This is a genomic window from Candidatus Hepatobacter penaei (genome assembly GCF_000742475.1).
Taxonomy (GTDB): Bacteria; Pseudomonadota; Alphaproteobacteria; order Holosporales; family Hepatobacteraceae; genus Hepatobacter; species Hepatobacter penaei.
The window spans coordinates 219324-243923 of record NZ_JQAJ01000001.1; the positions used below are offsets into that span (position 1 = coordinate 219324).

Sequence of the window (24600 nt, forward strand, 5' to 3'; positions counted from 1 at the left end):
GTCTGTTCAAAAAGGGGGGGGGACGAGAGCCAAGGTTCTCTGGCTTAAGGCGACCATTTCAGGGCTGGATGTCTATGAGGTGGCGCGCATTGAAGGGGAAGACTTTCTGTCCGCCCCTTTTTCTTTTGATGTGACCTTGCGCATCAAAGAAGATAAGGAAATCCCTGAAAACCTGGTGGGCAAGCCTGCCATGGTAGAGATTCTGTCAGGCAAAGATGGTAAGACGCCCAAAGATCATGAGCGCTATTTTCATGGTCTTATTGCAGGTGTGCGTGAGCTGTCGCATCTTTTGACAAAGGAAAAAAAAGCTTACCGTGAGGTGGTGTTAACCTTAAGGCCGCATTTTTGGTTTCTCAGTCTCACCAAAGACAGCCAAACTTTTGTGGAAAAAAAGCCGATTGATATTGTTTCGGATCTTCTTAAATATCACAAGATTGATTTTAAAAATGAAGCCAAATCCAGCGGGGATGTGAAACGCGCTTTTTGTGTTCAATATAACGAAAGCGATTTTCACTTCATCTCGCGCCTGCTCGAAGAATCGGGCATTGGCTATTATTTTACCTATGAAAAAACGAAGCACCAAATGGTGCTCTTTGATAAAAATGATGCAGGGGCTAAATTTGAAGGCGACCTCGTTTTTTCAAAAATGTCATCAAGTGAAGGGCGTGAGATTGACCGCCTATGGTTGTTTGAAAAGCATCATGCTCCGGTGGTGAGCGAGTTTTCAGCCAATGACTATTTTTTTGAAAAACCCACCCAAGATTTGCACAAAAAAGCGCCGGGCAAGATTAAAAGTGCCTTGAAGCTTTTGTTTTATGATCATTTGTGTGGCTTTAATCAAAAAAGCGAAAGTGAGACGGATGCCGAAGAGCTGGTAAAACAGCACATCGAGCGCAAAGAGTGGCGTGCGTTTCAATGTCATGGGCGCAGTACGTATGCCTCCCTTTCGGCCGGCGCCAAAATCAAAACCAAAGCGTGCCCCAACAAACTTGATGGTGATTATTTTGTGATTTCCGTCAAGCATGCCTATGGCGTGCGTGATGATACGATGGACTATGAAAATACCTTTTCTTGCGTGCCGCAAGATCGTCCTTATCGTCCCCTTTGTGTGCACAAACGCCCTCGTATTTGGGGCTTCATAACCGCCAAAGTAACAGGAAAAGGTGAGGAAGAAGTGTGGGCTGACCCGTATGGCGCCATTAAGATCAAGTTTTTTTGGGACTGGCGTGCTGAGGATAACGAGAAAAGCTCGTGCTGGGTGCGTGTGGCCAGCGGCTCGGCTAATGTGCATTGGGGCATTGTGAACACCCCGCGTGTGGGGCAAGAGGTGTTGGTGCAGTTTGAGGAGGGTGACCCCGAAAAGCCCATCGTGGTGGGGTGCGTCTTTAACGGCATCCATGTGCCGCCCTATGGCGACAAAGATGAGATCTATAAAGATAAAATGTATAAAGATCGCAGCAAAGGCAAGGTGCGATCCATCTGGAAAACACGCTCTATCAAGGGAGACAATAAAACCTTTAATGAAATTTGCCTGACCGATGACGAGAAAAAAGAGGAAATTTTTATTCAGGCGCAAAAAGATTACCGCACCCTTGTGAAAGATCAAAAAATTACCGTTATCAAAAAAGGGAACCAAGAAACAACGCTGGAGTCAGGCGATCGCAAGGTCACCATTGAGGGCAAACAAGAGGATGGCTCAAAAGCCAAGGGTGATGATACGTTAACGCTGCTCAAAGGCTCGCGCACGGTGGAGATCAAGGAGGGGGATGTCACCACAACCTTAGATAAAGGCAAAGAAACACACACCCTAAAAGAGGGCGATCAAACCATCACCTTGTCTAAAGGCAAGCGATCTGTGACCATTGAATCAGATGATACCCTCACCATTAACGGTAAGTGGACCGTGAAGGTGAAGGGTGACCTTTCGTTCGATGTGAGCGGCAATATTGATATGAAAGCGGATAAAGATTTTTCCGTGAAATGTAATAATTTTAAGCTGGAAACAACCATCGACACCACGATTGACGCCGGCAAGAATGCCAACATCAATGCCAAAATGAATGCCACCGTGGCTGCAAAAATGGCGCTCACCATGGAAGGCGAAATGAAAGCCAGCCTCAAGGGCGCGATGGTGGATGTGAATGGATCGGCCATGTCCACGGTTAAGGGCGGCATGGTGATGATCAATTAAGGCATGGGTGGAAAGGAGAGGTTTATGAGTGGTGAAGAACAAAGCGTGCCGGTGCCCACAGGGCAAGAGCAGCCGCAAGATCAAGGAGCGATTTCTGAGGAAAAGGAAGAGGCAACCTCTGACGCTCCTCTTCCTGAGTCCGCACCTTCACAAGGCCCGCCAGAAAATGGTGTGTATGAAGAATATCGAGATGGAAAACTCATGTCTTTATCCACCTACCAAGAAGGGGCCCTTCATGGTGAGGTGCGCCTTTATGGAGACGATGGGTTTTTGACCCAACGTGCGCACTATGCCCAAGATATGCTGCATGGCACCTTTGAAGCTTTTGAAGGGGGGCGAATGACCTTATTGGCGCACTATAAAAATGGCGTTTTAGAAGGCCCTTGCTATGCCTATAAAAGTAATGGCCTTATTCAATCCTGCGCTAACTATGCAAAGGGTGTCTTAAGCGGTGTATTTTTGGCTTATGACGACAAAGGACATGTGGCCCAAGCTATGACCTATGCAGAGGGCAAAAAAAACGGCTTTTGTGTGCTCTATTACCCTGGAGGATCCATGCTGAGTCAGGGCACGTATGTTGATGATGTGGAGGAAGGGGTGTTTTATAAGTATCACGACAATGGGTTGGTGTTAGAGTTTTGTAAATATAAGGCAGGGGTGCCTGTGGAGGGCCCTTTCCTTTATGATCCTGAAGGCAAGTTAATCACGCCTCAGAAAAGCTAGCCACACAAAAAGGAGCACATATCCATGGGTGGACAACCTTTGTTAACACTGGGCACCATGTTGGGGTGCAAGCCCTGGGGGGCGGCACCGATGCCCATGGGCGTGTTGCCTACCAACCGCATCATGACCTCAAAAATGCCCACCGCCACCATGAAAGATATTGTGCCGTTTCTCAATATCCCTTCTTTTGTGATGTGTACGTCGAAAGCTAATCCAGCCGTGATTGCCGTGATGGCGGCCACATTTGGTGCTGTGCAACAGTTTGCGTGTATTCCAGCCCCGGCTATGCCCTGGATGATGGCGGGTATGCGCGAACCGGGGGGGAAAGTGCCCCTTGTGACCAAAAGTGCTTGCACGATGTGCATGTGGGCTGGCACCATTGCGCCTCAAGCCCCGGCTCAGATGCAAGCTTCAGCTGCTGCGCCCTGAACAGAATCACACACCGTTTCTTCAAACCCCGGCGTTATATCGGTGCTGAAAGTTCGTATAAGACCACAATCATCGGGCGATAAATAATAGAATAAAGAAGCAATGTCATGACCCTGAAGTTCTTTAAGGGCCAGGCATCTTGACACTTTTTGCACAAAAGAAACTTTGTGCTTTAAAAAATCGCGACGTATTTTTATTTTTTGGTGCACCTTGATATAAAGCGATTCAAAGGTTAAAAAGGGAGGCTCTTCTGCGGATCGGTGCCACGAAAGCCCCACCCTGTAAATGTCGTCTTTTGTTTTGTCATCGTTAAGCACCTTTTCTACCGTTAAACACTCATATACAGGACGTTTACCAATATCTTGACCCTTACCGTCTGTAAACACGAACATGCACTGCTGCTTTGAAGGCTCAAAAGGGCTGATAGAAAGGGTCAAATAAGGTTTTTGAAACAAAAGACAGGCAAAGCGCTGATTGCCCAGACTGAGCGTGCTGCGCGTTTTTGAATCTAAATAGGAAGCAATGGTGAGAATTATTTCAGGGGGAAGCCTGTCAAGGCAAGCACACGTTTCAGAGGTCACAGGTGGATTTTTAAAAGAAAAATCCCACGAAGGAATATCAATGTTTTTTCGATAGGGCCTGATGCGCGCGTTCCATTCTCCCCCTGCGGGACCAAAAATAGCGGCGACAAACCCCCTGGCATAAGACATAATATTCAATGCCTCACGGGCCATGGGCGGCAATGAAGGGTCCCAAATCGTGTAATCCATCAACACAGAGCTTTTGATGCTAATATTTTGGATATGAGGCAACTCGGCCACCCATGAAGGAACAGACAAGATATCAGATATAATCTCAAGGTTTTCTAGCTTTGTGAGTTTCTGAATAGATGGCGGTAGGTTGGATATCCCAGTATTAAGCAAAATGAGAGATTCAAGGTTGGGACATCCAGAAAAATCAGGTTCACAAACTTTATACCCACCATATTTTTTCCTAGCATGCGATTTGAGGTAGGGCGGTGTAAAGGCAAAATGCGTCATCTTTTCGGATTGCATAAAAGGCAACCTTGTCTGACATTGAAAGATTTCTAGGGTATAGGTCTTATGCTCTGACGTATGAAGGCTTGATAGCAGAGAGAATACATCGTCCATTTTGTGGAAGGGGGCGTGTATAGGGTGTTGGATGTCTTTATCAAAAAAATCGTTACCTTCAGAAATTTTTCTTCTTGTAATCAAAAGGTTGGGGTTTCTTTCCATGATGCTTTTGGATAGCACGTAGGTGGTGATGAAAAACTCATCCTCTTGAGACGTCGCTGAAAACCTGCTTTCAGGATCACACGCTGTTAATTGCTCGAAAAGATTCCCCGCACACGACAGCCATGGTTTAAAAAAAAAGATAAATAAAAGGGTTGTGATCAACGTGATACTCATGGCACAGGCTCCTCATGAGGAAGGAAAGATTTCCAACCTGTTGCTTTCAGCATATAAGCTGTGGGCCTTAAAGGGTTGGGAGGGGATCCAGAGAGGATATGATTTAACAAAAGTACGCCATTTCTTCCCTGATTGGCGATAACAAGTGCTAGGTCTTGTGTTAACTTATAGGCCACTTGGCTAGGCTTGATGCGTTTTTGACTACCACGAACAATGCTATTGACCTCTTCTCCAAAAGATTTGATATAAAAATTTTTATAAACCAAGCACGGTGTGTGTGCATTTTGTGAGTACCAAGAACAATCGATCTTAAAGATGTTGTGGCCAAGATGGGTGATGGGAAAAGATTCCCGCACCTTACATGTGTGCAGAATCTTCCCTCGCTTGTTTTGGAAGCGCAGTGTTTTGAGAAAGCGTCTGTTTATACGGCTTTGTTGTGGCATAAAAGAGACGGTCACGGCATTGTGAAAAACATCGCCACAGCGAGGGAGAAAATAACGGCACGTCGCACGGAGCTGGCGGCGATCTTTTTTGCATAAGTAGAACATAATGTTTTGAAGCAGTTCCTCAGGAAGACTTTCTAGAAGAGACCCCTCCTTGGGCTCTGTCGCCTGGGGGGGCGCTTTTTTTTCAGACGGCAGCAAAGCGTCAAACGCAACATATTCACGGTAGGGGGCCATAGGAAGTCTCCAGGGTCGTTGACATTGGGGAAATGTACTATAAGTGGCACAGTCAAAATAAAACGGCCCTTCTCGATACATCGCATCTAGGCAAAACAGCTCAGCGCAACCATGAGAGGGGATAATTCCATGAAAAGAGTAGTGCTCTTGCCTTGATGTGTCCTCACGCCATTGGGGGTAAAAATCTGCATGGCCTGCATGCAGCGTGTGAAGGGCAGGCATGTCTTGAAGAGATGCGTTGAGTGTGATGAATGAGACGGCAGGATCAAACTCTCTATAAGGATATATAGCTAAGCTAATTGTTTGTGTGTGCGCAAAACAGCTCAGCCATGATGGTAATAACGTATGGGGATGGTTAATAGAAAGCTTAAGCGTTTTGATGCCGACCACAGGTTCAACGTGAACGCTTTCAAGCGTCACAGGCAATTCTAGGGTTGTGATGTTGGGATAGCCAGCAAGGTTGATCTCTTTGCAAAATGCTGGCTTGAGAGTCAGTCGAGAGACCTGCTCTGCGTGCTTGATTGGTTTTTTAAGATCACCGTAAATCATGACCCATGGCTGAAGATCGAGGTTACGAAGGATATCGGCGTGGATGGGGGTAAAGGGTCGGTGCTCTGGGGCGTGATCTGCAAAAAATGACACCACGCTTTCTATGCAGTGTTTAAGGGCTTCAAAAGCATCGCAAGGCGTTTCAAGGTGGGGGGGAGGATCTAGTGCATAGTGATGCGAGAGATGCGTTGTATCCAGGCCTTTAAATAAAGTATACGATACCTCACTTCTTATGTGTGGCCGATTGGCGGGTGATGTGTGCATCGATAAGGAAAAAGAGGACAGAAGCGAGGAAGTGTGAGGTTCAGCACGCAGGGTAAAGGCCACCAGATCACCTGTTTTATCAGATGCTTCTTTCGTTCCCCAAACTTCAGCAAGGGCAAACACCTTGACCCATAAAGATAATAGTAAAATTATATAAAAATTTATCATAATTTTTATCTATAAAAAAGAATCATATCATGTGTGGCAAAAAAAAGAAAATAAAAATACATAAAAAAGTTAATAAGCAAAAAAATAAAACAATTTTTAGATAAGAAGGCGCTGTGTGTGGTCATGGAGGTGGTGACGAGATCAAAAAGCAATCTCAGCGTGGATAACGATTTTGGATAAGAAGGGAGCCGTCCATGGCATGAGCCAGCCATCGATGTGGTGGAGAAATCAGTGGATAATATAAGTGATATGCAGAGAGGTGGGATGTGTTAACCAGAGTAAGGCTTAGTAAAGCTTTGCGTGCCAACAGGCATGAGCAGGCACATAGCCATAAAAACCGTCATGCTGTATATAAAACCACTGTCCACAGGTTTTTTTAACGGTTAAAATCGCGCCTTTCTTCACGAAAGCACAGGCCGTGGACATGTTGTGGGGACGCTGTCTTAGCAAAATATCCTTGGCGACATACACAAACTTTTTGTTCCACACCAGGCTTTTGTGGATCCACCCTGTGCTTCCCCAAGGGTCTTCAACCTTGCGCCATACATCAAACTTTTCAATCACCCGCAGCGGCGTTGTGGGATAAAGCAAAACCCATCGTGCAGGATAATATTTTCCCGGGCCCGCGCGCAAATTTGCCTGTTTGCTTTTCAAGGATACCACGGCGTTTTGGGCGTTCAGCCAAGAGAGGCCAATGCATGTGATGAAAACGGTGTAAATCCATGACCTCATATTACATAAGCTCAAGTTGTTTCATGCAATCGGATAGCGCATCTTTTTCAGCGGCCTTAAGCGCAGAAAACGGCAGTCGCATGCTGCCATCCCCCCATCCTTTGAGGGCACACATATAGTTGATGGCTTGAGGGTTCGGGTGAAGGCTCAAAGCTCTATGGAGCTTCTCTAAGGTTTCCTGAAGTTTTTGAACGGTGGCAAGATCTTGGTTTTGCCAGGCCTGCCAATGACGTACGTAAAGCTCTGGGGCAATGCCGGCACCGACGCTGATCACCCCTTGTCCTCCCATGGCCAGAAAAGCCGGCCAGGTGCCATCATTGCCGCTGAATAAAGACCATGAGGTGGCGGTTTTAAGGGTGAGGATTCTTTCAAGAGACGATGATGACTCCTTAAGACCCACGATGCGTGGCAAATGAGCCAGGTTACCAAGAAGTGGGAGAGAAAGTTCAAACCCCAGTCGCCCAGGGTGATTGTAAAGCAGGATGAGAAAATCAGATTCGTTATGGATGCTTTCAAAATAGTTTTGCAAACCTTGTGTGTCCGGCTTGACATAATAGGGGGGAGAGACCAGTAAGCCTGTGGCACCACCCATGCGTGCCGATTGCAACTGCATGAATGCTTCTTCCAGGTGAGCGGCGTTGACGCCCATAAACACAGGCGCATCGCCAAAAACATCGCGGGCCACAGAGCACAGGTGCGTGCGTTCATCGGGCGTAAGAGCCAGACCTTCACCTGTTGTCCCGCCCACAACTACACCAGAAACCCCGGCCTCTTTCAGAAAATGGAGATGTTTCTCATAGGCGCTTGTGGTTAGCTTCCCCTTCACAAACGGTGTGATAACAGCAGGAAAAACACCTGAAAGGGAAGAAGAAGACATCGGCTATTCGTATCCGTAAACGCTCATCCGACATCGTATACGCATAATCCCTAGAGATCCAGACTCTTTATGTGATCATGTGCGTGGCACCTTTGTGAAAAAAGAACGCCTTTTTGGTGATCCTTCAAAGGAAGGATGTGTGCCCTCTTTTTTCTGCTTTTTCTGAAGGAATGCTAATGATTTTATGCTAGGGTAAGAGGGATATATTGTTGACCTTGATGCAAGGAATTATGCGCGTAACTTCATCTTTTTTTGTAAAGAATGTGCTCGGTAAGGTGGCGCTATATGGGCTTTTTTTTATGCTATATGGGAACGCGGTGCTCGCGCAAACGGTTTCTGACAAAAAGGCTCAAAAAATGCTGCAACGCTCTTTTGAGCAAGATACATCTTTCGGTGACGTGAGCGTTGTGGCAGATCCGTTGATCAGGGACGTGGTGATCTGGACGCGCCTTCAAAAAAACATGGATGTGCCTTATGGCGATGTTTTTGGGTTGATGAAACGGCGCGGTCATTGGCCGGGCTTGGGCGCGGTGCAGATCCGTCTTGAAAAGCGCATGGTGGATGACCCCTTGCCGCTTCGTGATGTGCTGGCGTTTTTTGAGGCGAGGCCGCCCGTAAGCCCCACGGGCAAGTTGCTTTATGCTGAAGCGCTGTATAAGGCCAAAAAGCGTCAGCGTTTATCGACGGTGGTCAAAGACTATTGGGTGACATCAAGGTTTGCAGAAGGGCAAGAAAAGCAGTTTTTTTCCTTGGCTCGCCCGTGGCTCACGCAACATCACCATGAACAACGATTGCAGCACCTGATCATTGCCAGGGATGTGGAGAGCGCCTGGCGTATGTTGCCAAAGGTCTCAAAGCCCTGGCGCGTTCGGGGAAAAACATGCATTGCGCTTTTAGATCCGAAAGCTACCCCGCCGCGCTATCGATCTCTGGTGCATGGAGGGCGTATGGAAGAGCTGGTTGCGTGGTCTTATATGCGTTATTTGGCCCGCACACGTCAATTTCGCAAGGTGCCGGATGTGTTTGCTTATTTGCCTAAGCACCTTGAGGATCCTGAGTTATTTCACAGTTTGCGCATGATGTCGGCGCGCGAACTTTTAGAAATGGGCCGCTATCGTGAAGCCGTGCGTCTTCTTAACAATCACCAGATTGCGCCTACGAAAATTCTTATGTATTCAGACATTCAATGGCATTTGGGGTGGGTGTGGTTTTCTTTTTTGGATAATACCCAGAAGGCCCGACCTTATTTTGAGCGGTTTTTAAAAATTGTGAAAACACCGATCAGCCTTTCACGGGGTCATTATTGGATGGGCCGTTTATACGAAACAGAAAAAAAGAAAGACAAATCAACATGGCATTACCGGAAAGCCTCGCGCCACAAAGCCGCTTTTTATGGACAACTCGCCAGCTATAAGCTAGGAATCACGCCCATTCCAACCCTCAAAGGGTTACCGGCGGTGCCCACGGCAGCGCGTAGAAAACTGAATCAGCAAAGTTGTGCGAAAGCAGCGCGTCTTCTCAGCACGTTGGGCCCTGATGGTTTGATTGGCACGAAGATGTTTTTACAAACCCTGGTGCCGAGCATGAAAACGCCTATGGAGAAAAAAGCTCTGTTGCGTTTGGCACATGACATCCATCCCAGCGTGGTGGTGGATATTTCACGGGCTTTTTGGATTAAAGGTGACCCTTTTGTGCCCATGCGGTGCTCTTATCCTTTGTGCAAGTTGCCGAATTTATCCCGTGAAGACAAGGCCGTGGCGCTGGCCATCATCTATAAAGAAACGCGTTTTGATCCTTATGTGACTGGTGATGCAGGTGAAAAGGGCTTGATGCAAGTGATGCCCAACACGGCGGTGATGGAGGCCAAGGCCCTTAATGTGCATCATCATCCCGATAAGCTGTCTGAGCCGGCCCATAACATTCTGCTGGGGATGGCCCATTTTAAGCGGCACCAAAAACAATTTAATTTTCATCCCCTCACCATTTCGGCTTATAACGCCGGTGCTAAGGCTGTGTTGGGGTGGGAGAAAAGAATTTTTTCAAAAAAACGAACCGTTTTCCACAAACATTTTCCGCGCTTTATTGATTATTATGTCAACCTGACGGAGTCTGTACCCTATGAGTCTACGCGTGGTTATGTGCAGCGGTTTTTGGAAACCTATGCTATTTATCGCAGTCGCCTCAACCTACCTTTTGTATTGAAGAGTTAGGTGGGGCGCAAAACGGCTTATTACGTTGTTTCCGTGCTGTTGATCTGCTTTCCCTTGTTTCCCTATCTTATGGTGTGAGAGAAGCAGTGGTCTTATCGCGTGTGATGCGCCTCAAGCAGCCACAGGCGTATGGTGAAAAAAATGCACATTGCGTGCTTTTTTTGTAGAGAAAAATTGCGTACCATCAAAAGCGTGTCATCCATGGAGGAAAGGCCTTGATTCATACGCAAAAGGACATATGGTATGGGACCACCGTCTTGTTGGTACGCCAAAAGCAAGACGTTGTGATGGTAGCGGACGGCCAGGTTTCATTGGGCAACACCATTGTGAAACACAGTGCGTCTAAGGTGCGCGCCTTGCTAGACGGCAAAGCCTTGGTGGGGTTTGCTGGGGCCACGGCCGATGCGTTTACCCTGTTTGAACGCTTAGAGAAAAAACTGGAGCAGTATCCTCAACAGCTGTCGCGGGCTTGTGTTGAGCTTGCGCAGGAGTGGCGCACTGATCGCTATTTAAGGCGCCTTGAAGCCATGCTGGCCGTGGCCAATCATAAACACGGGTTTATCCTCACGGGATCGGGGGATGTGCTTGAACCAGAAGACGGGCTGATTGGCATTGGCTCAGGCGGCACCTATGCTCAGGCGGCGGCACGGGCCTTGGTGGGGCGGGGGCTTTCTTCTGAAGAGGTGGCCAAAACAGCCATGAAGATTGCCGCTGATATTTGTGTTTATACCAACACACATCTTGTTATGGAAAAGATTAGCTCATGAACACATCGCAACACGCGCTTAACCTTGAAAAAAATGTGACAAGCGGCCTGACGCCGCAACAGATTGTGGAGCAACTGGATCGCCATGTTGTGGGGCAAAAGGAGGCCAAACGGTCTGTGGCCATTGCGTTGCGCAATCGCTGGCGCCGGTTGCAGTTGGCTGATGATTTGCGTCATGAAGTTTCTCCCAAACATATTATCATGATCGGACCCACGGGGTGTGGGAAGACGGCCATTGCCCGCAGGCTTGCGCGCCTGACAGACGCGCCCTTTTTAAAGGTGGAAGCCACAAAATTCACAGAAGTGGGCTATATGGGCCGCGATGTAGAACAAATTGGGCGCGATCTTCTCGAAATCGCCATCGAACAAACCAAAGAAAAAATGCGTGCGGACGTAGAAGCGACGGCCCAAAAAAACGCCTCCCACCGGTTGCTGGATGTGTTGGTAGGCAAGGATGCCAGCCAAGAAACGCGGCAATCGTTTTTAGACAAACTGGCACATGGGGAGATCGATACCAAAGAGGTGGATATTCAGGTGGCCGATCATGGCACATCAGGGATGCCCACATTTGATATTCCGGGCGTGCCAGGCGCACAAATGGGGATGATTAATATCAGCGATGTGTTGGGAAAAACCTTGGGGGGTGGGCGCACCAAAACCTTAAGAACCACCGTCAAAGAGGCGAAGTCCCTTTTTTTTCAAGAGGAAAGCGAAAAACTTTTGGACCAAGAAAAGGCCGTGCGCGAAGCCATTCGCCTGACCGAGGAAAACGGTATTGTCTTTATTGATGAAATTGACAAAATTTGTGGCCGCAGCAACCGCGCCGGCGGTGATGTAAGCCGCGAGGGTGTGCAGCGCGATTTATTGCCTTTGTTGGAGGGGACCACCATCAACACCAAGCACGGCACGCTGCAAACAGATCATATTTTATTTATTACCTCTGGGGCCTTTCATGTGGCCAAGCCCTCAGACTTGTTGCCTGAGCTGCAAGGGCGTTTGCCCACGCGGGTTGAATTAAAACCACTCACTCAAGAAGATTTTGTGCGCGTGTTGGTCGAGCCAGAAGCTAGCCTGACGCGTCAGTACACAGAGCTTCTAAAAACCGAAGGGGTGGATTTGGTGTTTGCAGAAGATGGCATTGAAGAAATTGCTAGCTGTGCCGCGGAGGTGAATGCGTCTATAGAAAACATTGGGGCACGGCGTTTGCAGACCATTTTGGAACGTCTCTTAGAAAGCATTAGTTTTGACGCCCCCACTTGTGCAGGCACCCAGGTTTTGATTGATGCCGCCTATGTGCAAGATAAGGTAGGGTCTTTGGTGAAAAGCACGGATCTTTCTCGTTTTATTCTCTAGGTCATTATGGTCGCCATCTCTACATCGCTTTTAGACTATGCCAAAGACTGCCTCGAGCAACTTCAAGGCGATGCGATTGTGGTGACAGGCGTGGATCGTTTTTTTCAACCCCTTTATGGCGAACAAGCCTCACCTATCCAGTGGCTTACGGGGTTTGATGGTTCATCGGCCACGGTGCTTGTCACAAAAACGGGCGTAGACTTGATCACCGATGCCCGCTATACCGCCTATGCCAAAGACAAGGTGTTGCCGAGTGTGCGCGTGTTGGACCAACAAGATACATCCCTTGAAAGCTTGCTGGCGCAAACCTTTCCTCAACAAGCCACCATCATTTTTGACCCATGGCGTGTATCTGTTGCCTTGTTTAACAAGCTGAGTCAACTCTTGCCCCATCTTGAGTTTGTGGGGGCCTCATATGATGTATTTGAAAAAAAGACACAACCCTCCCTATCGCCAGGAAATATCTATGTCTTAGATAAGTCAGACGCATCCGTGCTGCGTTCCTGTATGAAAATCCGGGATAGTCTGGCTGATGATGAGGCGTTGTTTTGCGGTGACTGTGTGTCGCTTTCGTGGCTTGTGGGGTTGAGACAACAAACACCTTCTTATGTGCCAGCCACGAACATGTATGGTCTTTTGTCAAAGACCAGCTTTTTCTTATGGTGCGACCTGTCTTGCGTGTCGGATGATGTGAGGGCCTATGTGTCGCCCTGGGCTTCGCTTCTTCCCATAGATGATTTTGAGGCTACGTTTACATCCATTATGGATATGTCGTCTTTGGTGTATGTGCCAGAGAAAACACCCTATGAGGTGTGGCGACTTGTGATCCAAGATAAGCGCCCTACGCGCAGCATTGCCAATCCCATCACGCCGCTTCAAATCATCAAAACAGAAACAGAGCTTGCCCATCTGAAACAGGTGCAACAAAAGGAGGGTGTGGCGTTCAGCCGTCTTTTTTTTGATATTGACAAGGCCATGTCTGCCGCAGAACCTTTGACAGAGTGGGACATCGTCAGTCGCCTGGAAGAGATTCGCCAAGAACATCGCTCTTATAAGGGCCCCAGTTTCCCTACCATTGCTTCTACGGGTGTGAATGGGGCTTTTGTGCATTATCACCCTAAGCAAGATCAAGCGGCGCCGCTGGCCCCGGGGCAGATATTGTTGGTGGATGCGGGGGGGCACTATTGGCCGGGGGGCACCACCGACACAACGCGCACAGTGGCTTTGGGGGATATGCATGACCCTTATATCTCGGCGGCCTATACCCGCGTGCTTAAGGGCATGATCGCCCATACGTGTGCTGTGTTTCCTGAAAAAACCCGCGGTGTCCACTTAGAAGCTTTGGCCAGACAGTTTTTGTGGCAAGAAGGGCTTGACTATGCCCACGCCACCGGCCATGGGGTGGGGTATTTTTTAAATGTGCACGAGCCCCCCACTTTAAGTGGGCGTGATGATGGCATAGCCCTTAAACCAGGCATGACGGTCACCTGTGAGCCTGGCTATTACCGAGAAGGGGCCTTTGGGATGCGCCTTGAAAATATGATGGCGGTGGTGACCGCTCCCTTGAAGGGATTTTTGACTTTTGATGTATTGACGCTGGTGCCGTTTGATTATCGTTTGATTGATCTGCGCGCGCTCACACCTGCAGAAATGGCCTGGATGAATCACTATCATGACACGGTGTTTGACACGATTTCGCCTTTACTTGGTGAGACTTCTTTGCAAAACTGGCTTCAGGCAAAAACATCACCCTTGGAGATTCTTTCATGAACCATCCTATAGACAAGCCTATGCCTGCGCATGCAGAGGAGGTGGATCTTTCTTTTGAGCAAGGGCTTAAAGAGCTTGAAGCGATTGTGACGCAAATGGAAGAGGGGCGTGTGAGCCTTGAAGAAGCCGTTTCTCTTTATGAGCGGGGTATGGCGCTTCAAAAGCGCTGCAGCCAGCAGCTGGAGGGCGCGCGTTTGCGTATTGAGAAGCTTTCGCTTACCTCAGAGGGTGAGATCGTTCAAGAACCTTTTGAGGTGCCTTCATCTTCGTAAAGATCTTCTGGTGGCGCGTGAATTGAAACGCATTGATAAGGCCCAAAACGGCCAGAGGGAGCCCGGCACCAACAATGTGATGGGTGAGATGATAGCCAATAAGTGACCATGTGATCATATTCCGGCCGATGACGCTGCTGCCCACAGCTTTGCTGAGACCCACCAAAAGATAGCGTTCAGCGCTGGGCGGGATACAGGTTGTGATCCATGGCGTAAGCGCGATGGTAAAAAGAACCCCCCAAAATACAATCCACAGCGCGCTCCCCATCACAAAGAACGATGTCCACCTCTGCATACCTAAGAATAGAGGGATCACAGACAGGCCAAGCACGCACGATGAAATCCACAAAAGGTTGTGAGGCTTTTGATGTCGGCACCGCCATCCCAATCCCAAGAGGCACAGAAAATCAAACCCATACAAAAAGGAAAGTTGCGCGGGCGTATATCCTTCCCAGGTAAGGTTCATAGCGCCACACAGTGTGGGTAAGGTGACCGCGAAAAACACAAAGGGCATCACATAGGTGCCATAGGCAAACCCTTGCGCCAAGGCAATGCGTGTGAGGGGGTTCTTTTTTTGCCATAAAAGGTAAAGAAGGTTGCGAGAGGCCACAGGTGCCGGTATGACATGCCGTTTCTTCGCGGTTGTGTGGGTGTGTCTTTGTAGGGCGAGCCACAGCGCCAACAGCCCTCCCGCAACAAAAAGCCAGCGCCATGACACGTGATGGTTTTGTGACACAAACACAGCCATGGCAGCCAAAAACATCCCTACCAAAGAACAACCCTCATACAACGCAGACCACCATAAATGATGCCCTTGGGGTGTGCATTCCAGGAGGTAGAGTTTCGACAAGCTGCGTTCCCAAGACACGCTCATATCAAGCACGCCTCTCAGGCAAATAAGCGCAAGGGGTGCACCCATGCCCCACACGCCGGCTGTAGGCACAAGACTCATGCCCATCATGGCTAGGGTCATCATCCACAATGAGAAGGTAAGGGCCGCATCCACGCCCCAGTGCTGGCAGGCACGATAGGCAGCCATCACACCCAAGGGCCTGAACACAACCCCAATGGAAAGCACGCCATAGGTGGCCATAAGATTCATTAACGGGGTTTCATAGGAAAAAAACAAGGGTGCCAAAATGGGTGCTAAAAAGCCATAAAGTGCCGTGTCAAAATGGTCAAAAAGGCTGGTGAGACATAAAAAAAGGCGATGCCTTGAGGAAGCGCTGGTGTGCATATCGTTCTCACATTTATCCTAAGTTGCTATAAGGTCAGCTGGCATGCATTGATGTGTTTGTTTTTATGAGGCACGATACCATAATAAGGAGCAAGAACCGATATTTTTAGACGATAAAATAAGGCGTAAGAAGAGGCATGACAGAAAGAGCGGTTCTTGTTAAGGTTGACATAGGTTGGCACACCCACCAAACACTTCACGGGATAAAAGGAGAAGCATAATGGGAGATGATTTGCGCAGGTTATTGCTTTTGGGCGCTTTGTGTATCGTCATTTTGATGGGGGGCGATTATATCCTCAGCTTTTTCCGTACCACGCCTCAAGATCCTGCATGCGAGACATCTCCAACACCTTCTTCGCTTATGCCGGGGGGGAGTGCAACAAAAGAAGCGTCTGTGTTGCCTGTGTCCAAGGCCTTAGAAGGTGGGGCGCGTGTGCCGATTGACAGCCCTTCCATTCAGGGATCTATCAACCTTGTGGGCGGCGTGCTTGATGACGTGGTGCTCAAAAACTATCGCTGTACGCTCAAAAAAGACAGCCCTTCCATTCGATTATTGGCCCCTCAAAACACTGATCAAGCCTATTATGCCGCATGGACGTTGGTGGGGGAGGGCAGTGACGCCGTGCGTGTGCCGCCCGAGGATGCCTTGTGGCGTGTGGAAGGTGAGGGCAAGTTGACCCCCGCCACCCCCGTGACATTGTCACTTGCTTATGGCAGCCTTTCTTTGCAAAAAACCTTTGCTATTGATGATACGGGCATGTTTTTTGTGCGTTATCGGGTGAAAAACGAGGGAGCGCAACCTGTGTCTGTGACGTTGCGTGGTGATATTCATCGGACCGAGCCTGTCTTGGAGAATCAAATGATGGCCCATGAAGGGCCCATTGGCTTTTTTCATGAGGGCCTGCAAGAGTTTTCTTATGACAAACTGAAGACCAAAGGCCTTATCCAGGAATCACCCACCAAAGGGTGGTTGGGGATTACCGATAAATATTGGTTGGTGGCCTTTGCCCCTTATCAAGTGGTGACGCCTGTTTTTCAGCAAAACGCAGCCGCCCGCGTGCCTGTGTCGGCGTCTTTTGCCACGCCATCTATGGTGGTGATGCCGGGTCAGACGCAAGACCTGTCATCGCGCCTTTTTGTGGGCGCTAAGGTGCTTAAGGTACTTGATGGTTATGAAACATCCCAAAACATTAAGCACTTTGATTTAGCGGTGGATTTTGGGTGGTTCTATTTTCTGACGAAACCCACCTTTCATGTCTTGTCATGGCTGAAAACGTGGACGGGAAATTTTGGATTAGCGTTGCTGTTGTTCACCATTTTGCTGAAAATCATTTTCTTTCCTCTGGCAAATAAATCCTATCGCTCCATGACCCGCATGAAGCTTTTGACGCCTAAGCTGGAAGAGCTGAAAAAGCGTTATAAAAGTGATCCGCAGCGCATGAGCGCTGAGGTGATGGCTCTTTATAAACGGGAGAAGGTGAATCCGATTTCGGGCTGTTTGCCCATGTTTTTGCAGTTTCCATTTTTCTTTGCGCTCTACAAAGTGTTGTCGGTGAGCATCGAAATGCGCCATGCGCCTTTTTGGGGCTGGATTCAAGACCTCTCTGCGCCTGACCCTACCAATCTTTTCACGCTGTTTGGGTTGCTGCCTATCACGTTGCCCGGATTTCTTCACTTAGGCGTATGGCCTTTGTTGATGGGGCTGAGTATGTTTTTGCAGCAAAAGCTGTCGCCTCCTCCGGCGGACCCTGTGCAGAAAAACATGTTTCTCTATGGCATGCCTATCATTTTTACCTTCATGTTCGGCCAACTGGCTGCCGGTTTGGTCATTTTTTGGACATGGAACAACTTGCTGTCGGTGGGGCAGCAGTGGATGATCACACGCAGTGCAGCCCAAGCCTAAGGGCCACGGCTTGACCAGCCCAGGTTGCCCATTAAGAGGGCCTGGCGCTAAAGCGTCCAAAGAAAGAGAAGAAGACGATAAAGTCGGCGATCAAAAGAAGAAGGGCGCCATCCCTTTGGTCAGGGCGTATAGAGCGAGCACCAAGACAATGATGGCCAGTGCCCGATTAATCTTTTCAAGATTGTGGGGGTTTTTTTGGGTCATGAAGAATATGCTGGCCGCAAGAAAACACCACCACGTGCAGGACCCTAAAAATAGAGAGAGAATAAGAAGCCCATGGTGTAGCGCACCGCCATGAAAGGAAAGGTTAAACAGAGAAAAGAGCACCACCAAGGCGCCTGCGGTGAGGGGGTTGAGGATGGTAAGAGAAAACCCTGAGATAAAGGCGAAGAAAGGACGCTGCTTTTTTTGAGCCACGCTGTGTTGCGGCGGCTTGTGCCATAGATAGAGGGCAAAACAGATGAGTAACACGCCTATCACGCCATACATATGAGGGGAAGGGGCAGGCACCCACTGCTCAACCACTTTAGCGCCCAAAGAGGCCATCAAGGCGATCACCCCATCTGCCACACTCACGCCTAAGGCTAAGGACCCCACCTGCACCCATTGACGCTTGAGTGTGAAATAAGAAATAAAAAGGGTTGCTGCACCTACGGGCGCTGAGACAAGAATGCCGATCACAAAAGCGTTCACCAGGTCAAGCAGCATAGAAACGTCAGAGCTTACGGCGAATACATCTGCAATAACTATAAAAACTAGCAACACCTAAAAAAGCCGCCACGCACATCACCCACAGCCCTAGTGTATGGAGGCTATGTCGCATGGGTATATGTACAAGGTCTGTGGCCATCAAGATGGCGATGGTCATCATCTCAACGGCTGTTTTCCACTTTGCAAGCAGCGGCACATGTAAGGCTGTGTGAGTCATTTCCATATAACGCTCTTTAAGGGTAGGCGCTGCCAGTTCACGTGCCACAATGACAAGCGCCGGGATCAGGTAAAAGCCATCAATTTTACCTTGGTCCACAAAAATCAACAGCATCGGCACAACCAACAATTTGTCTGCCAATGGATCTAAGAGACGTCCCAACCGTGAAATTTGGTTATAGAGACGGGCAAAATAACCATCGAAAAAATCTGTGAGGGCCGCCACAGCAAAAAGAATATTACGCGCCCACAAAGACCACGGTTGATGAACAAAGCAGAGGCCTAAGATCACAAATGCGCATCCAAGGCGAAAAAAGGTCAACATATTGGGCAAAGAGAGAACAGAAAAAGAGGGTTTGGCAAGGGGTCTCCCTGTGCCAGCAAGAGGCGTTTTGCGTAATGGACAAGACATGCTCACAGCCTCCATTTTCTCCTTTGTGATTATCTAATCATTTTTTTTCAAGTATTCATAGATTTTTTGGGAAAGAATTTTTGAAAAGCCTGGTAGGTGGGCAATTTGCTCACAGGTGGCTCGCCGTAAGGCGGCCATAGAGCCAAATGTATCACGTAAAACTTTAGACTTCTTGCTTCCAACCCACGGCAGTGAGGAAAAGGAAGAGGTGATCATCTCTTTCGTCCGTCGCTTACGGTGAGACGTGATGGCAAAGGTATGGGCCTCATCACGCAGGCGCTGAAGATAGGTGTAAAGTGGGGTGTCCGGCGTCAAAGACCACACACCCTGAGCGGTGTGAAAGGTTTCTTTCCATCGCCCACGATCAGGTCCCTTGGCGATGGTCAGGATAGAGATAGACAGGTGAGGAAAACGTGCTAACGTTTTCTCTGCTTGGTGATAATGACCGCGCCCCCCATCAATGATAATCAGATCCGGTGCTTCTTGCGGTGCATGGCTGATGTGGTGAAAATGGCGTGTGAGCACGTGATCCATCATCTGATAATCGTCTTGCGTATTAACCGTGGGGTCAAAAGAAAAGCGCCGGTAGGCAGATTTTTTAAAGCCTTCCGGTGTGGCCACAATCATGGCACCATAGGCATGACGTCCCTGAAGATGGCTGTTATCAAACACATCAATACGACTTATAGGGCGGGCAAGGCCCAAGTGATCTTGCAGCACATGAAGACAGTCGGCGATCCCTTGCATGTGGTGGTGATGCCGGGTGAGTGACTCTTGTGCATTGGTGATGGCCTGGTCACACAGCTCACGCTCTTGGCGATTCTGGGGCGGGCGGATATCGGTGGTGCCCAAGGCAGCCATGGCGCTTTTAAAAAGAGCAGCGCCCTCTGGGACATCTGGTGTGATGACCTGGGCAGGGAGGGGATTTTTTTGATAAAATTGCACTAACAGCTGCCAAAAGGTGGTAGGGGGGATGTGCGTTGACGCATCATCTTGGCGTGGGGCTTTGAGGAATGTGCCGCCCAACAATTGTCCTTGACGAAAAAAAAGCCAATAAAACCCAAAGGCAGACGCATCTGCCCGAATGCCGATGATATCGGTGGAGGTGGCATTTGACAAAAACAATGCCTGTGTTTGCTGAATATCCATCAAGGCATGGAGGCGATTACGCACACGCGCCGCTTCTTCATAGCGCCGTTGCGCGCTTAAGTTATGCATGGTTTGGGTCAATGTTTTTTGAATATCACCTGATTTGCCTTGCAACACTTTTTTCACCCCGCGCACAGAGGCCAAATAGGCCCCGCGGTCAATCTTGCCCACACAAGGGGCGCTGCAACGTTTGATGTGATACTGAAGACATGGCCGCGTCCGTGTCTGAAACGTGTGATCTGTGCAGGTGCGTAACATAAAGGCACGTTGGAGCGCATTTTGGGTGAGAGACACCGATGTGGCGGAAGGAAAGGGGCCAAAAAGAACATCTTTTTTTGACAATGTTTGGGTGTTACGCACGCGCTTCAGATAAGGCCACGTGCTGTGATGCAAACACAGATGGGGCAAGCTTTTGTTATCTCTAAAGACGACGTTATAAGGAGGCAGGTGTTTTTGAATCAGCTTCACCTCCAGCAGCAGGGCTTCAGCCTCATTGCGCGTTTGAATAATGTCGAGATATGTTACAGAAGAGACCATCCGTTGTATACGCACAGACAACCTGGTCTTTTGTGTATAACTTGACACCCTTTTGAAGAGATTTTTAGCTTTCCCCACGTAAAGTGTCCGGCCCCCGGCATCTTTCATCTGGTAAATGCCCGGGGTGGTAGGAACGGATGTGACTCGCTGCTTGAGGTAGGCAAAACCTTGTATAGAATTATTTTTCAACTCTTTTTTTTCCAAAAAAAAGGCCCTTTTTTTATGCGTCGTCGCCGTAAAAAAAAGATGACATAAGAACAGACAATGGTAAAGAAAGGCTAAAAACTATCCACGATTTTTGTGGAAAAACCTGTGGAAAAAATGCACAACACAGGACGCAAGGGTATAGGAGAAAGGCGTCTTTTTCGGTTTGCACACATTTTCATCGAGAAAAACTACCTAAGGCCATGACATCTTCCTGTTTTTGCGGCCAGGCCTTGTGTTCGTCGCTGGAGTCGTTGCTCAAAAGTGCTGCCAGAGAGAAAAGGGTGTGGGTTCATTTTTTCTCTTGGGGTTTGCGGTGATCTTGGTTACACTGGGGCCGATGATTAGATTTGGCTTGTAAAACTTATGGCTCTTAAGATACGTTTGGCCCGTGCCGGCACAAAGAAACGTCCTTTTTATCGCATTGTGGTGGCGGAGGCCACAGCCCCGCGTGACGGCCGTTTCGTGGAGAAGGTGGGCACCTATGATCCACGCCTTCCTTCAGACAATCTTTTGCGTGTGGTGTTGAAAAAAGACCGTATTGAGCACTGGTTGTCCGTGGGCGCGAAGCCTACAGAGCGGGCGGCGTTGTTTTTGGCCAAGGCAGATATCATTCCTGCACCAGCGCAACCCAATCGTCCTCAAAAAGCGGCACCTCGCAAGAAGGCCTTAGAACGCAAAGCTGAAAAAGAAGCCAAGCAAGCCGAGAAAACAAAAGAAGCGGCGGCAGCTCAAGAAGAGGCGGTGAAGAAGGAAGCTGTGAAGAAAACACCTGCTGAAGAACCCTCTTCTGAAGCCCCCAAAGAAACACCTAAAGACGCCCCTGCCAAAGAGCCCAAAGCTGAGGTTAAAGAAGATTCAAAAAAAGCATCACCCTCTTCAGAGGTGAAGTCTGACGTCAAGGCCACAGAATCTGTGCCTGCAAAAGGTGACACAAAGAGTGGAGCTGACGCCGGCAAAAGTGAAAGCACCAAGAAATAGAATCACCCGTCATGGCCCTTTTGTGGGTGAGGGAGGGGGGTGTTGTTCCTTATGTTTTGTCACATTTTTCATCATCCCGTTCTTAACAACCGATTCAGCATAGACGGCAGAAAGGCGTGAGCATGGGTGACCTTGTGTGCGTCGGTCGCATCTTGGGGGTGCATGGTCTTAAGGGGCTATTGAAAGTGCACAGTTTTACAGAACCTCCCGATGCACTGTTTTCCTATCCTTGTCTGGACAAACAAGGGGATGCCTTGCTGACCTTTGACACCCGCTCTCTTTCGGTCAGGGGGCACTATCAAGGTCGACCTTTTTTTTTGGTGGGGGTTGAGGGGTGCAGCACGCGTGAGCAGGCAAGCCTTTTGGTCACAAAGAAACTTTATATTCCCAAAAAAGATTTACCTGGCCTTGACGAGGATGTGTTTTATCATCATGCCCTTGAGAGTCTTGCGGTGCTTCACCCCATCAGCAAAGCGCCTTTGGGACATGTCAGGTCTGTTCACAATTTTGGGGCGGGTGACTTACTGGATGTAAAAACCAAGGCCGGCCCTTCTTTGTTTGTTCCGTTTCGCGCTGATGTGGTAGCAGATATCTCTCTTGAGAACAGCACGTTAAGCCTGACCTCCCATGGCCTGACCTTTTTTGATATCATGCCGCCATCGCGTTCTTCCCCTAAACCCTCATCGTGAGGTGATTGGCTTATGCATATTGTGGTGTTGACCCTGTATCCTTCTATGTTTCCAGGGCCCTTGGGGGAAGGGGTGTTGGCCAAAGCACGCACAGACAAACACTGGACCCTATCGCTGGTGAATATGCGAGATTTTGCCCATGACACCCACAAAAGTGTGGATGCCCCCGCGTTTGGTGGCGGCGCAGGCATGGTCATGATGCCCCATGTGGTGGATGACGCGCTGACGCATGCGGGTCGCCTTGTCTCCCATCCCCGCTATATATACCTTTCACCGCGTGGGCGCACCTTGACCCAAGCGTGGATCAAAAAAGCGGTGCGTCCTGTGCAACCATCTCCTCATGAAGGAAGCGGCGCAGCACCACCAAAGCCTCGGCCGCTGGTTTTGCTATGTGGACGTTTTGAAGGGGTCGATCAACGGGTGCTTGACCATCACAGCGTGGAAGAGGTGTCGTTGGGTGATTTTGTGCTCATGGGCGGTGAAGTGGCGGCCATGGCGCTGATTGAAAGTGTGGTCCGCCTGTTGCCTGGCGTGTTGGGGAATGCTTCTTCTTTAACAGAAGAATCTTTTGAAGACGGGCTCTTAGAATATCCGCACTACACCCGCCCGCGCGTGTGGCAGGGCCGTGAGGTGCCCCAGGTGCTGCTTTCGGGTCATCACGAGCGCATTCAGGTGTGGCGTCAGCAAGAACGGGAGCATATAACACAAAAAATGCGTCCTGATCTGTGGGATAGGTGGACGAAACGTGTGAAATGTGGTAGAGAAGAAGGTGTTTGATGTGAAGAAAGCAAGGCGTTATGAATCAGCTCCAAGAATTTGCAAAACGTACCCGTGAGGCCCTTCCCGGGCATGGCAACATCCCAGCTTTTCGCCCTGGTGATACGTTGCGTGTTCAGGTGAAGATTAAGGAAGGCAACAAGGAAAGGCTTCAAGCCTTTGAGGGGTTGTGCATTGGGCGCAAAAATCGCTGCATTCATTCATCCTTCCGGATGCGCAAAATTTTAGCCGGTGAGGGTGTGGAGCGTGTTTTTCCGCTCTATTCTCCGCTCATCACCATTGAGCGTCTGCGCGAAGGTGTCGTGCGCCGGGCCAAGTTGTATTATCTGCGGGATCGTCAAGGCAAGCGGGCACGCATTAAGGAGAAAAAATATTTTTCCGAAAAAAACGCACGCAAGGCCTCATCCGCATCGGTGAGTGACGCTGCGAAGACGCCAGTTCCTGCAAAAGCGTCTGCTGATAAAGCTGCCTCTTCTATCAAAGCATCTCAAGGGGCGACCGTTAAAGACACAACGCAGAAAACTTCGTCTTCATAGATTGCGTGTGATGTGAGGGTGGGGGGAAAGAAACCATGCCACAAACCCGTATGACCCCAAAAAAGTGGTTGCCGCGTATCTATCCACGGAAGGGCAAGGTGTTAGACCATGCGTCGCTTGCCTCTTCAGATGTGTTGACGGTGTTTGTGTATCGCTTTCAGCCTAGCGTGGATAAAGAGCCCTCCTTGGATAAAATATGTCTCGACAGAAGTGATGTAGGCCCCATGGTGCTGGATGTGCTGATGCATATCAAAGGTCATATTGACCCCAGCCTTACCTTTCGGCGCTCGTGTCGGGAAGGGGTGTGCGGCTCGTGCGCCATGAACATCAATGGCGAAAATAAATTAGCCTGTATCGATCCTGTGGGCACGCGCAAGATGCTGACGATTTACCCCCTTCCGCACCAGCCCGTGATCAAGGATTTGGTGCCTGACTTGAGCCATGCGTTCAAGCAGTATGCCGAACTCAAACCCTGGATGCAGCGCACAACCTATCCTGAAGGAAAAGAGGTGACGCAATCTCCAGAAGCGCGCGAAAAACTTGATGGATTGTGGGAGTGTGTTTTGTGCTTTTGCTGCTCCACCAGTTGTCCTAGCTATTGGTGGAATGGCGATCAATATCTGGGCCCTGCGGCGCTTTTGCAAGCGGCGCGATGGATTCATGACAGCCGTGATGAGGCTGAGACGAAACGCTTAGATCATGTGGAGGGGCCCTTTTCGCTCTATCGCTGTCACACTATCCTTAATTGCGCCAAGGCATGCCCTAAGGGGTTAAACCCGGCCAAGGCCATTGCCGGCATTAAAAAACAACTGGCTACGGACACGAAAACCTAAA

At 49.2% G+C, this 24600-nt stretch carries 22 protein-coding genes; 14 read left to right on the top strand and 8 right to left on the bottom strand.

All coding sequences use genetic code 11. From position 1 onward, the window contains the following. Positions 1-79: 79 nt before the first annotated feature. From IG82_RS0101215 to IG82_RS0101225, 3 genes are read left to right on the top strand one after another with little or no spacing between them, the layout of a single operon-like run. Complete coding sequence (locus tag IG82_RS0101215; protein WP_031933862.1) at positions 80-2191, top strand: type VI secretion system Vgr family protein; 2112 nt, start codon at positions 80-82, stop codon at positions 2189-2191. 24 nt (positions 2192-2215) lie between these two features. Next, positions 2216-2914 carry a toxin-antitoxin system YwqK family antitoxin gene (locus tag IG82_RS0101220; protein ID WP_031933863.1) on the top strand — a complete coding sequence of 233 codons (699 nt, stop codon included), beginning with the start codon at positions 2216-2218 and terminating at the stop codon, positions 2912-2914. 24 nt (positions 2915-2938) lie between these two features. Further along, positions 2939-3343: a PAAR-like protein gene (locus IG82_RS0101225; protein ID WP_082191992.1), complete on the top strand. Its 405-nt coding sequence runs from the start codon at positions 2939-2941 to the stop codon at positions 3341-3343. On the opposite strand, the gene IG82_RS0101230 is transcribed toward IG82_RS0101225, so the two are convergent. The 4 genes from IG82_RS0101230 to dapA all read right to left on the bottom strand — a co-directional run bounded on the left by IG82_RS0101230 (position 3313) and on the right by dapA (position 8043). Continuing rightward, a complete protein-coding gene (locus tag IG82_RS0101230) occupies positions 3313-4773 on the bottom strand; it encodes an F-box protein (protein ID WP_031933865.1) in 1461 nt (486 codons plus the stop codon). The two genes, IG82_RS0101225 and IG82_RS0101230, sit on opposite strands and share 31 nt — an antisense overlap. Beyond that, positions 4770-6434, bottom strand: a complete 1665-nt coding sequence (locus tag IG82_RS0101235) for an F-box protein (RefSeq protein WP_031933866.1) — start codon at positions 6432-6434, stop codon at positions 4770-4772. Before IG82_RS0101235 ends, IG82_RS0101230 begins: the two co-directional genes overlap by 4 nt. A gap of 285 nt (positions 6435-6719) precedes the next feature. Then, the gene (locus IG82_RS06810) at positions 6720-7166 is read right to left on the bottom strand and encodes an SH3 domain-containing protein (protein WP_052545570.1); all 447 of its coding nucleotides are present in this window, start codon (positions 7164-7166) and stop codon (positions 6720-6722) included. A gap of 1 nt (position 7167) precedes the next feature. Next, complete coding sequence (dapA, locus tag IG82_RS0101250) at positions 7168-8043, bottom strand: 4-hydroxy-tetrahydrodipicolinate synthase (protein ID WP_031933868.1); 876 nt, start codon at positions 8041-8043, stop codon at positions 7168-7170. A 299-nt stretch (positions 8044-8342) separates the two neighbouring features. On the opposite strand from dapA, the gene IG82_RS0101260 reads away from it, so the two are divergent. The 5 genes from IG82_RS0101260 (at position 8343) to IG82_RS0101285 (ending at position 14414) form a co-directional block, all read left to right on the top strand. Continuing rightward, on the top strand, positions 8343-10253 hold the full coding sequence (locus IG82_RS0101260; protein ID WP_168338548.1) for a transglycosylase SLT domain-containing protein: 1911 nt from the start codon (positions 8343-8345) through the stop codon (positions 10251-10253). A gap of 215 nt (positions 10254-10468) precedes the next feature. After that, the gene (gene hslV, locus IG82_RS0101270; RefSeq protein WP_031933870.1) at positions 10469-11020 is read left to right on the top strand and encodes an ATP-dependent protease subunit HslV; all 552 of its coding nucleotides are present in this window, start codon (positions 10469-10471) and stop codon (positions 11018-11020) included. Next, complete coding sequence (gene hslU, locus IG82_RS0101275; protein WP_052545571.1) at positions 11017-12372, top strand: ATP-dependent protease ATPase subunit HslU; 1356 nt, start codon at positions 11017-11019, stop codon at positions 12370-12372. Before hslV ends, hslU begins: the two co-directional genes overlap by 4 nt. A 6-nt stretch (positions 12373-12378) precedes the next feature. Then, the gene (locus tag IG82_RS06815; RefSeq protein WP_052545574.1) at positions 12379-14142 is read left to right on the top strand and encodes a M24 family metallopeptidase; all 1764 of its coding nucleotides are present in this window, start codon (positions 12379-12381) and stop codon (positions 14140-14142) included. Continuing rightward, positions 14139-14414 (top strand): exodeoxyribonuclease VII small subunit, encoded by a 276-nt coding sequence (locus tag IG82_RS0101285; RefSeq protein WP_216476117.1) that lies wholly within the window; start codon positions 14139-14141, stop codon positions 14412-14414. Before IG82_RS06815 ends, IG82_RS0101285 begins: the two co-directional genes overlap by 4 nt. Here the strand turns inward: IG82_RS0101285 and IG82_RS0101290 are convergent. Then, entirely contained in the window at positions 14359-15651 is a 1293-nt protein-coding gene (locus IG82_RS0101290) for an MFS transporter (protein ID WP_031933874.1), read from the bottom strand. The two genes, IG82_RS0101285 and IG82_RS0101290, sit on opposite strands and share 56 nt — an antisense overlap. Positions 15652-15871: 220 nt before the next feature. Here IG82_RS0101290 and yidC point away from each other — a divergent pair, with 220 nt between their 5' ends. Next, on the top strand, positions 15872-17554 hold the full coding sequence (gene yidC / locus IG82_RS0101300) for a membrane protein insertase YidC (protein WP_031933875.1): 1683 nt from the start codon (positions 15872-15874) through the stop codon (positions 17552-17554). Between the two features lie 90 nt (positions 17555-17644). Here the strand turns inward: yidC and IG82_RS0101305 are convergent, their stop codons facing one another. The 3 genes from IG82_RS0101305 to uvrC are packed head-to-tail and all read right to left on the bottom strand — an operon-like array spanning position 17645 to position 20783. Then, positions 17645-18262 (bottom strand): LysE family translocator, encoded by a 618-nt coding sequence (locus tag IG82_RS0101305; RefSeq protein ID WP_052545576.1) that lies wholly within the window; start codon positions 18260-18262, stop codon positions 17645-17647. Between the two features lie 7 nt (positions 18263-18269). Beyond that, positions 18270-18908 (bottom strand): CDP-diacylglycerol--glycerol-3-phosphate 3-phosphatidyltransferase, encoded by a 639-nt coding sequence (pgsA, locus tag IG82_RS0101315; RefSeq protein ID WP_052545578.1) that lies wholly within the window; start codon positions 18906-18908, stop codon positions 18270-18272. 18 nt (positions 18909-18926) lie between these two features. Continuing rightward, positions 18927-20783: an excinuclease ABC subunit UvrC gene (gene uvrC, locus IG82_RS0101320; protein WP_052545579.1), complete on the bottom strand. Its 1857-nt coding sequence runs from the start codon at positions 20781-20783 to the stop codon at positions 18927-18929. A 366-nt stretch (positions 20784-21149) separates the two neighbouring features. Here uvrC and rpsP point away from each other — a divergent pair, with 366 nt between their 5' ends. From rpsP to IG82_RS0101355, 5 genes are all read left to right on the top strand, one after another. Next, on the top strand, positions 21150-21764 hold the full coding sequence (gene rpsP / locus IG82_RS07355) for a 30S ribosomal protein S16 (protein WP_082191994.1): 615 nt from the start codon (positions 21150-21152) through the stop codon (positions 21762-21764). Positions 21765-21886: 122 nt separating this feature from the next. Continuing rightward, a complete protein-coding gene (gene rimM / locus IG82_RS0101340; protein ID WP_156095288.1) occupies positions 21887-22453 on the top strand; it encodes a ribosome maturation factor RimM in 567 nt (188 codons plus the stop codon). A 12-nt stretch (positions 22454-22465) separates the two neighbouring features. Further along, positions 22466-23230 (top strand): tRNA (guanine(37)-N(1))-methyltransferase, encoded by a 765-nt coding sequence (gene trmD / locus IG82_RS0101345; RefSeq protein ID WP_031933881.1) that lies wholly within the window; start codon positions 22466-22468, stop codon positions 23228-23230. Positions 23231-23250: 20 nt separating this feature from the next. Next, positions 23251-23766 (top strand): 50S ribosomal protein L19, encoded by a 516-nt coding sequence (gene rplS, locus IG82_RS0101350; RefSeq protein WP_082191995.1) that lies wholly within the window; start codon positions 23251-23253, stop codon positions 23764-23766. A 50-nt stretch (positions 23767-23816) separates the two neighbouring features. Continuing rightward, a complete protein-coding gene (locus tag IG82_RS0101355) occupies positions 23817-24599 on the top strand; it encodes a succinate dehydrogenase iron-sulfur subunit (RefSeq protein ID WP_135958219.1) in 783 nt (260 codons plus the stop codon). Position 24600: the final 1 nt, after the last annotated feature.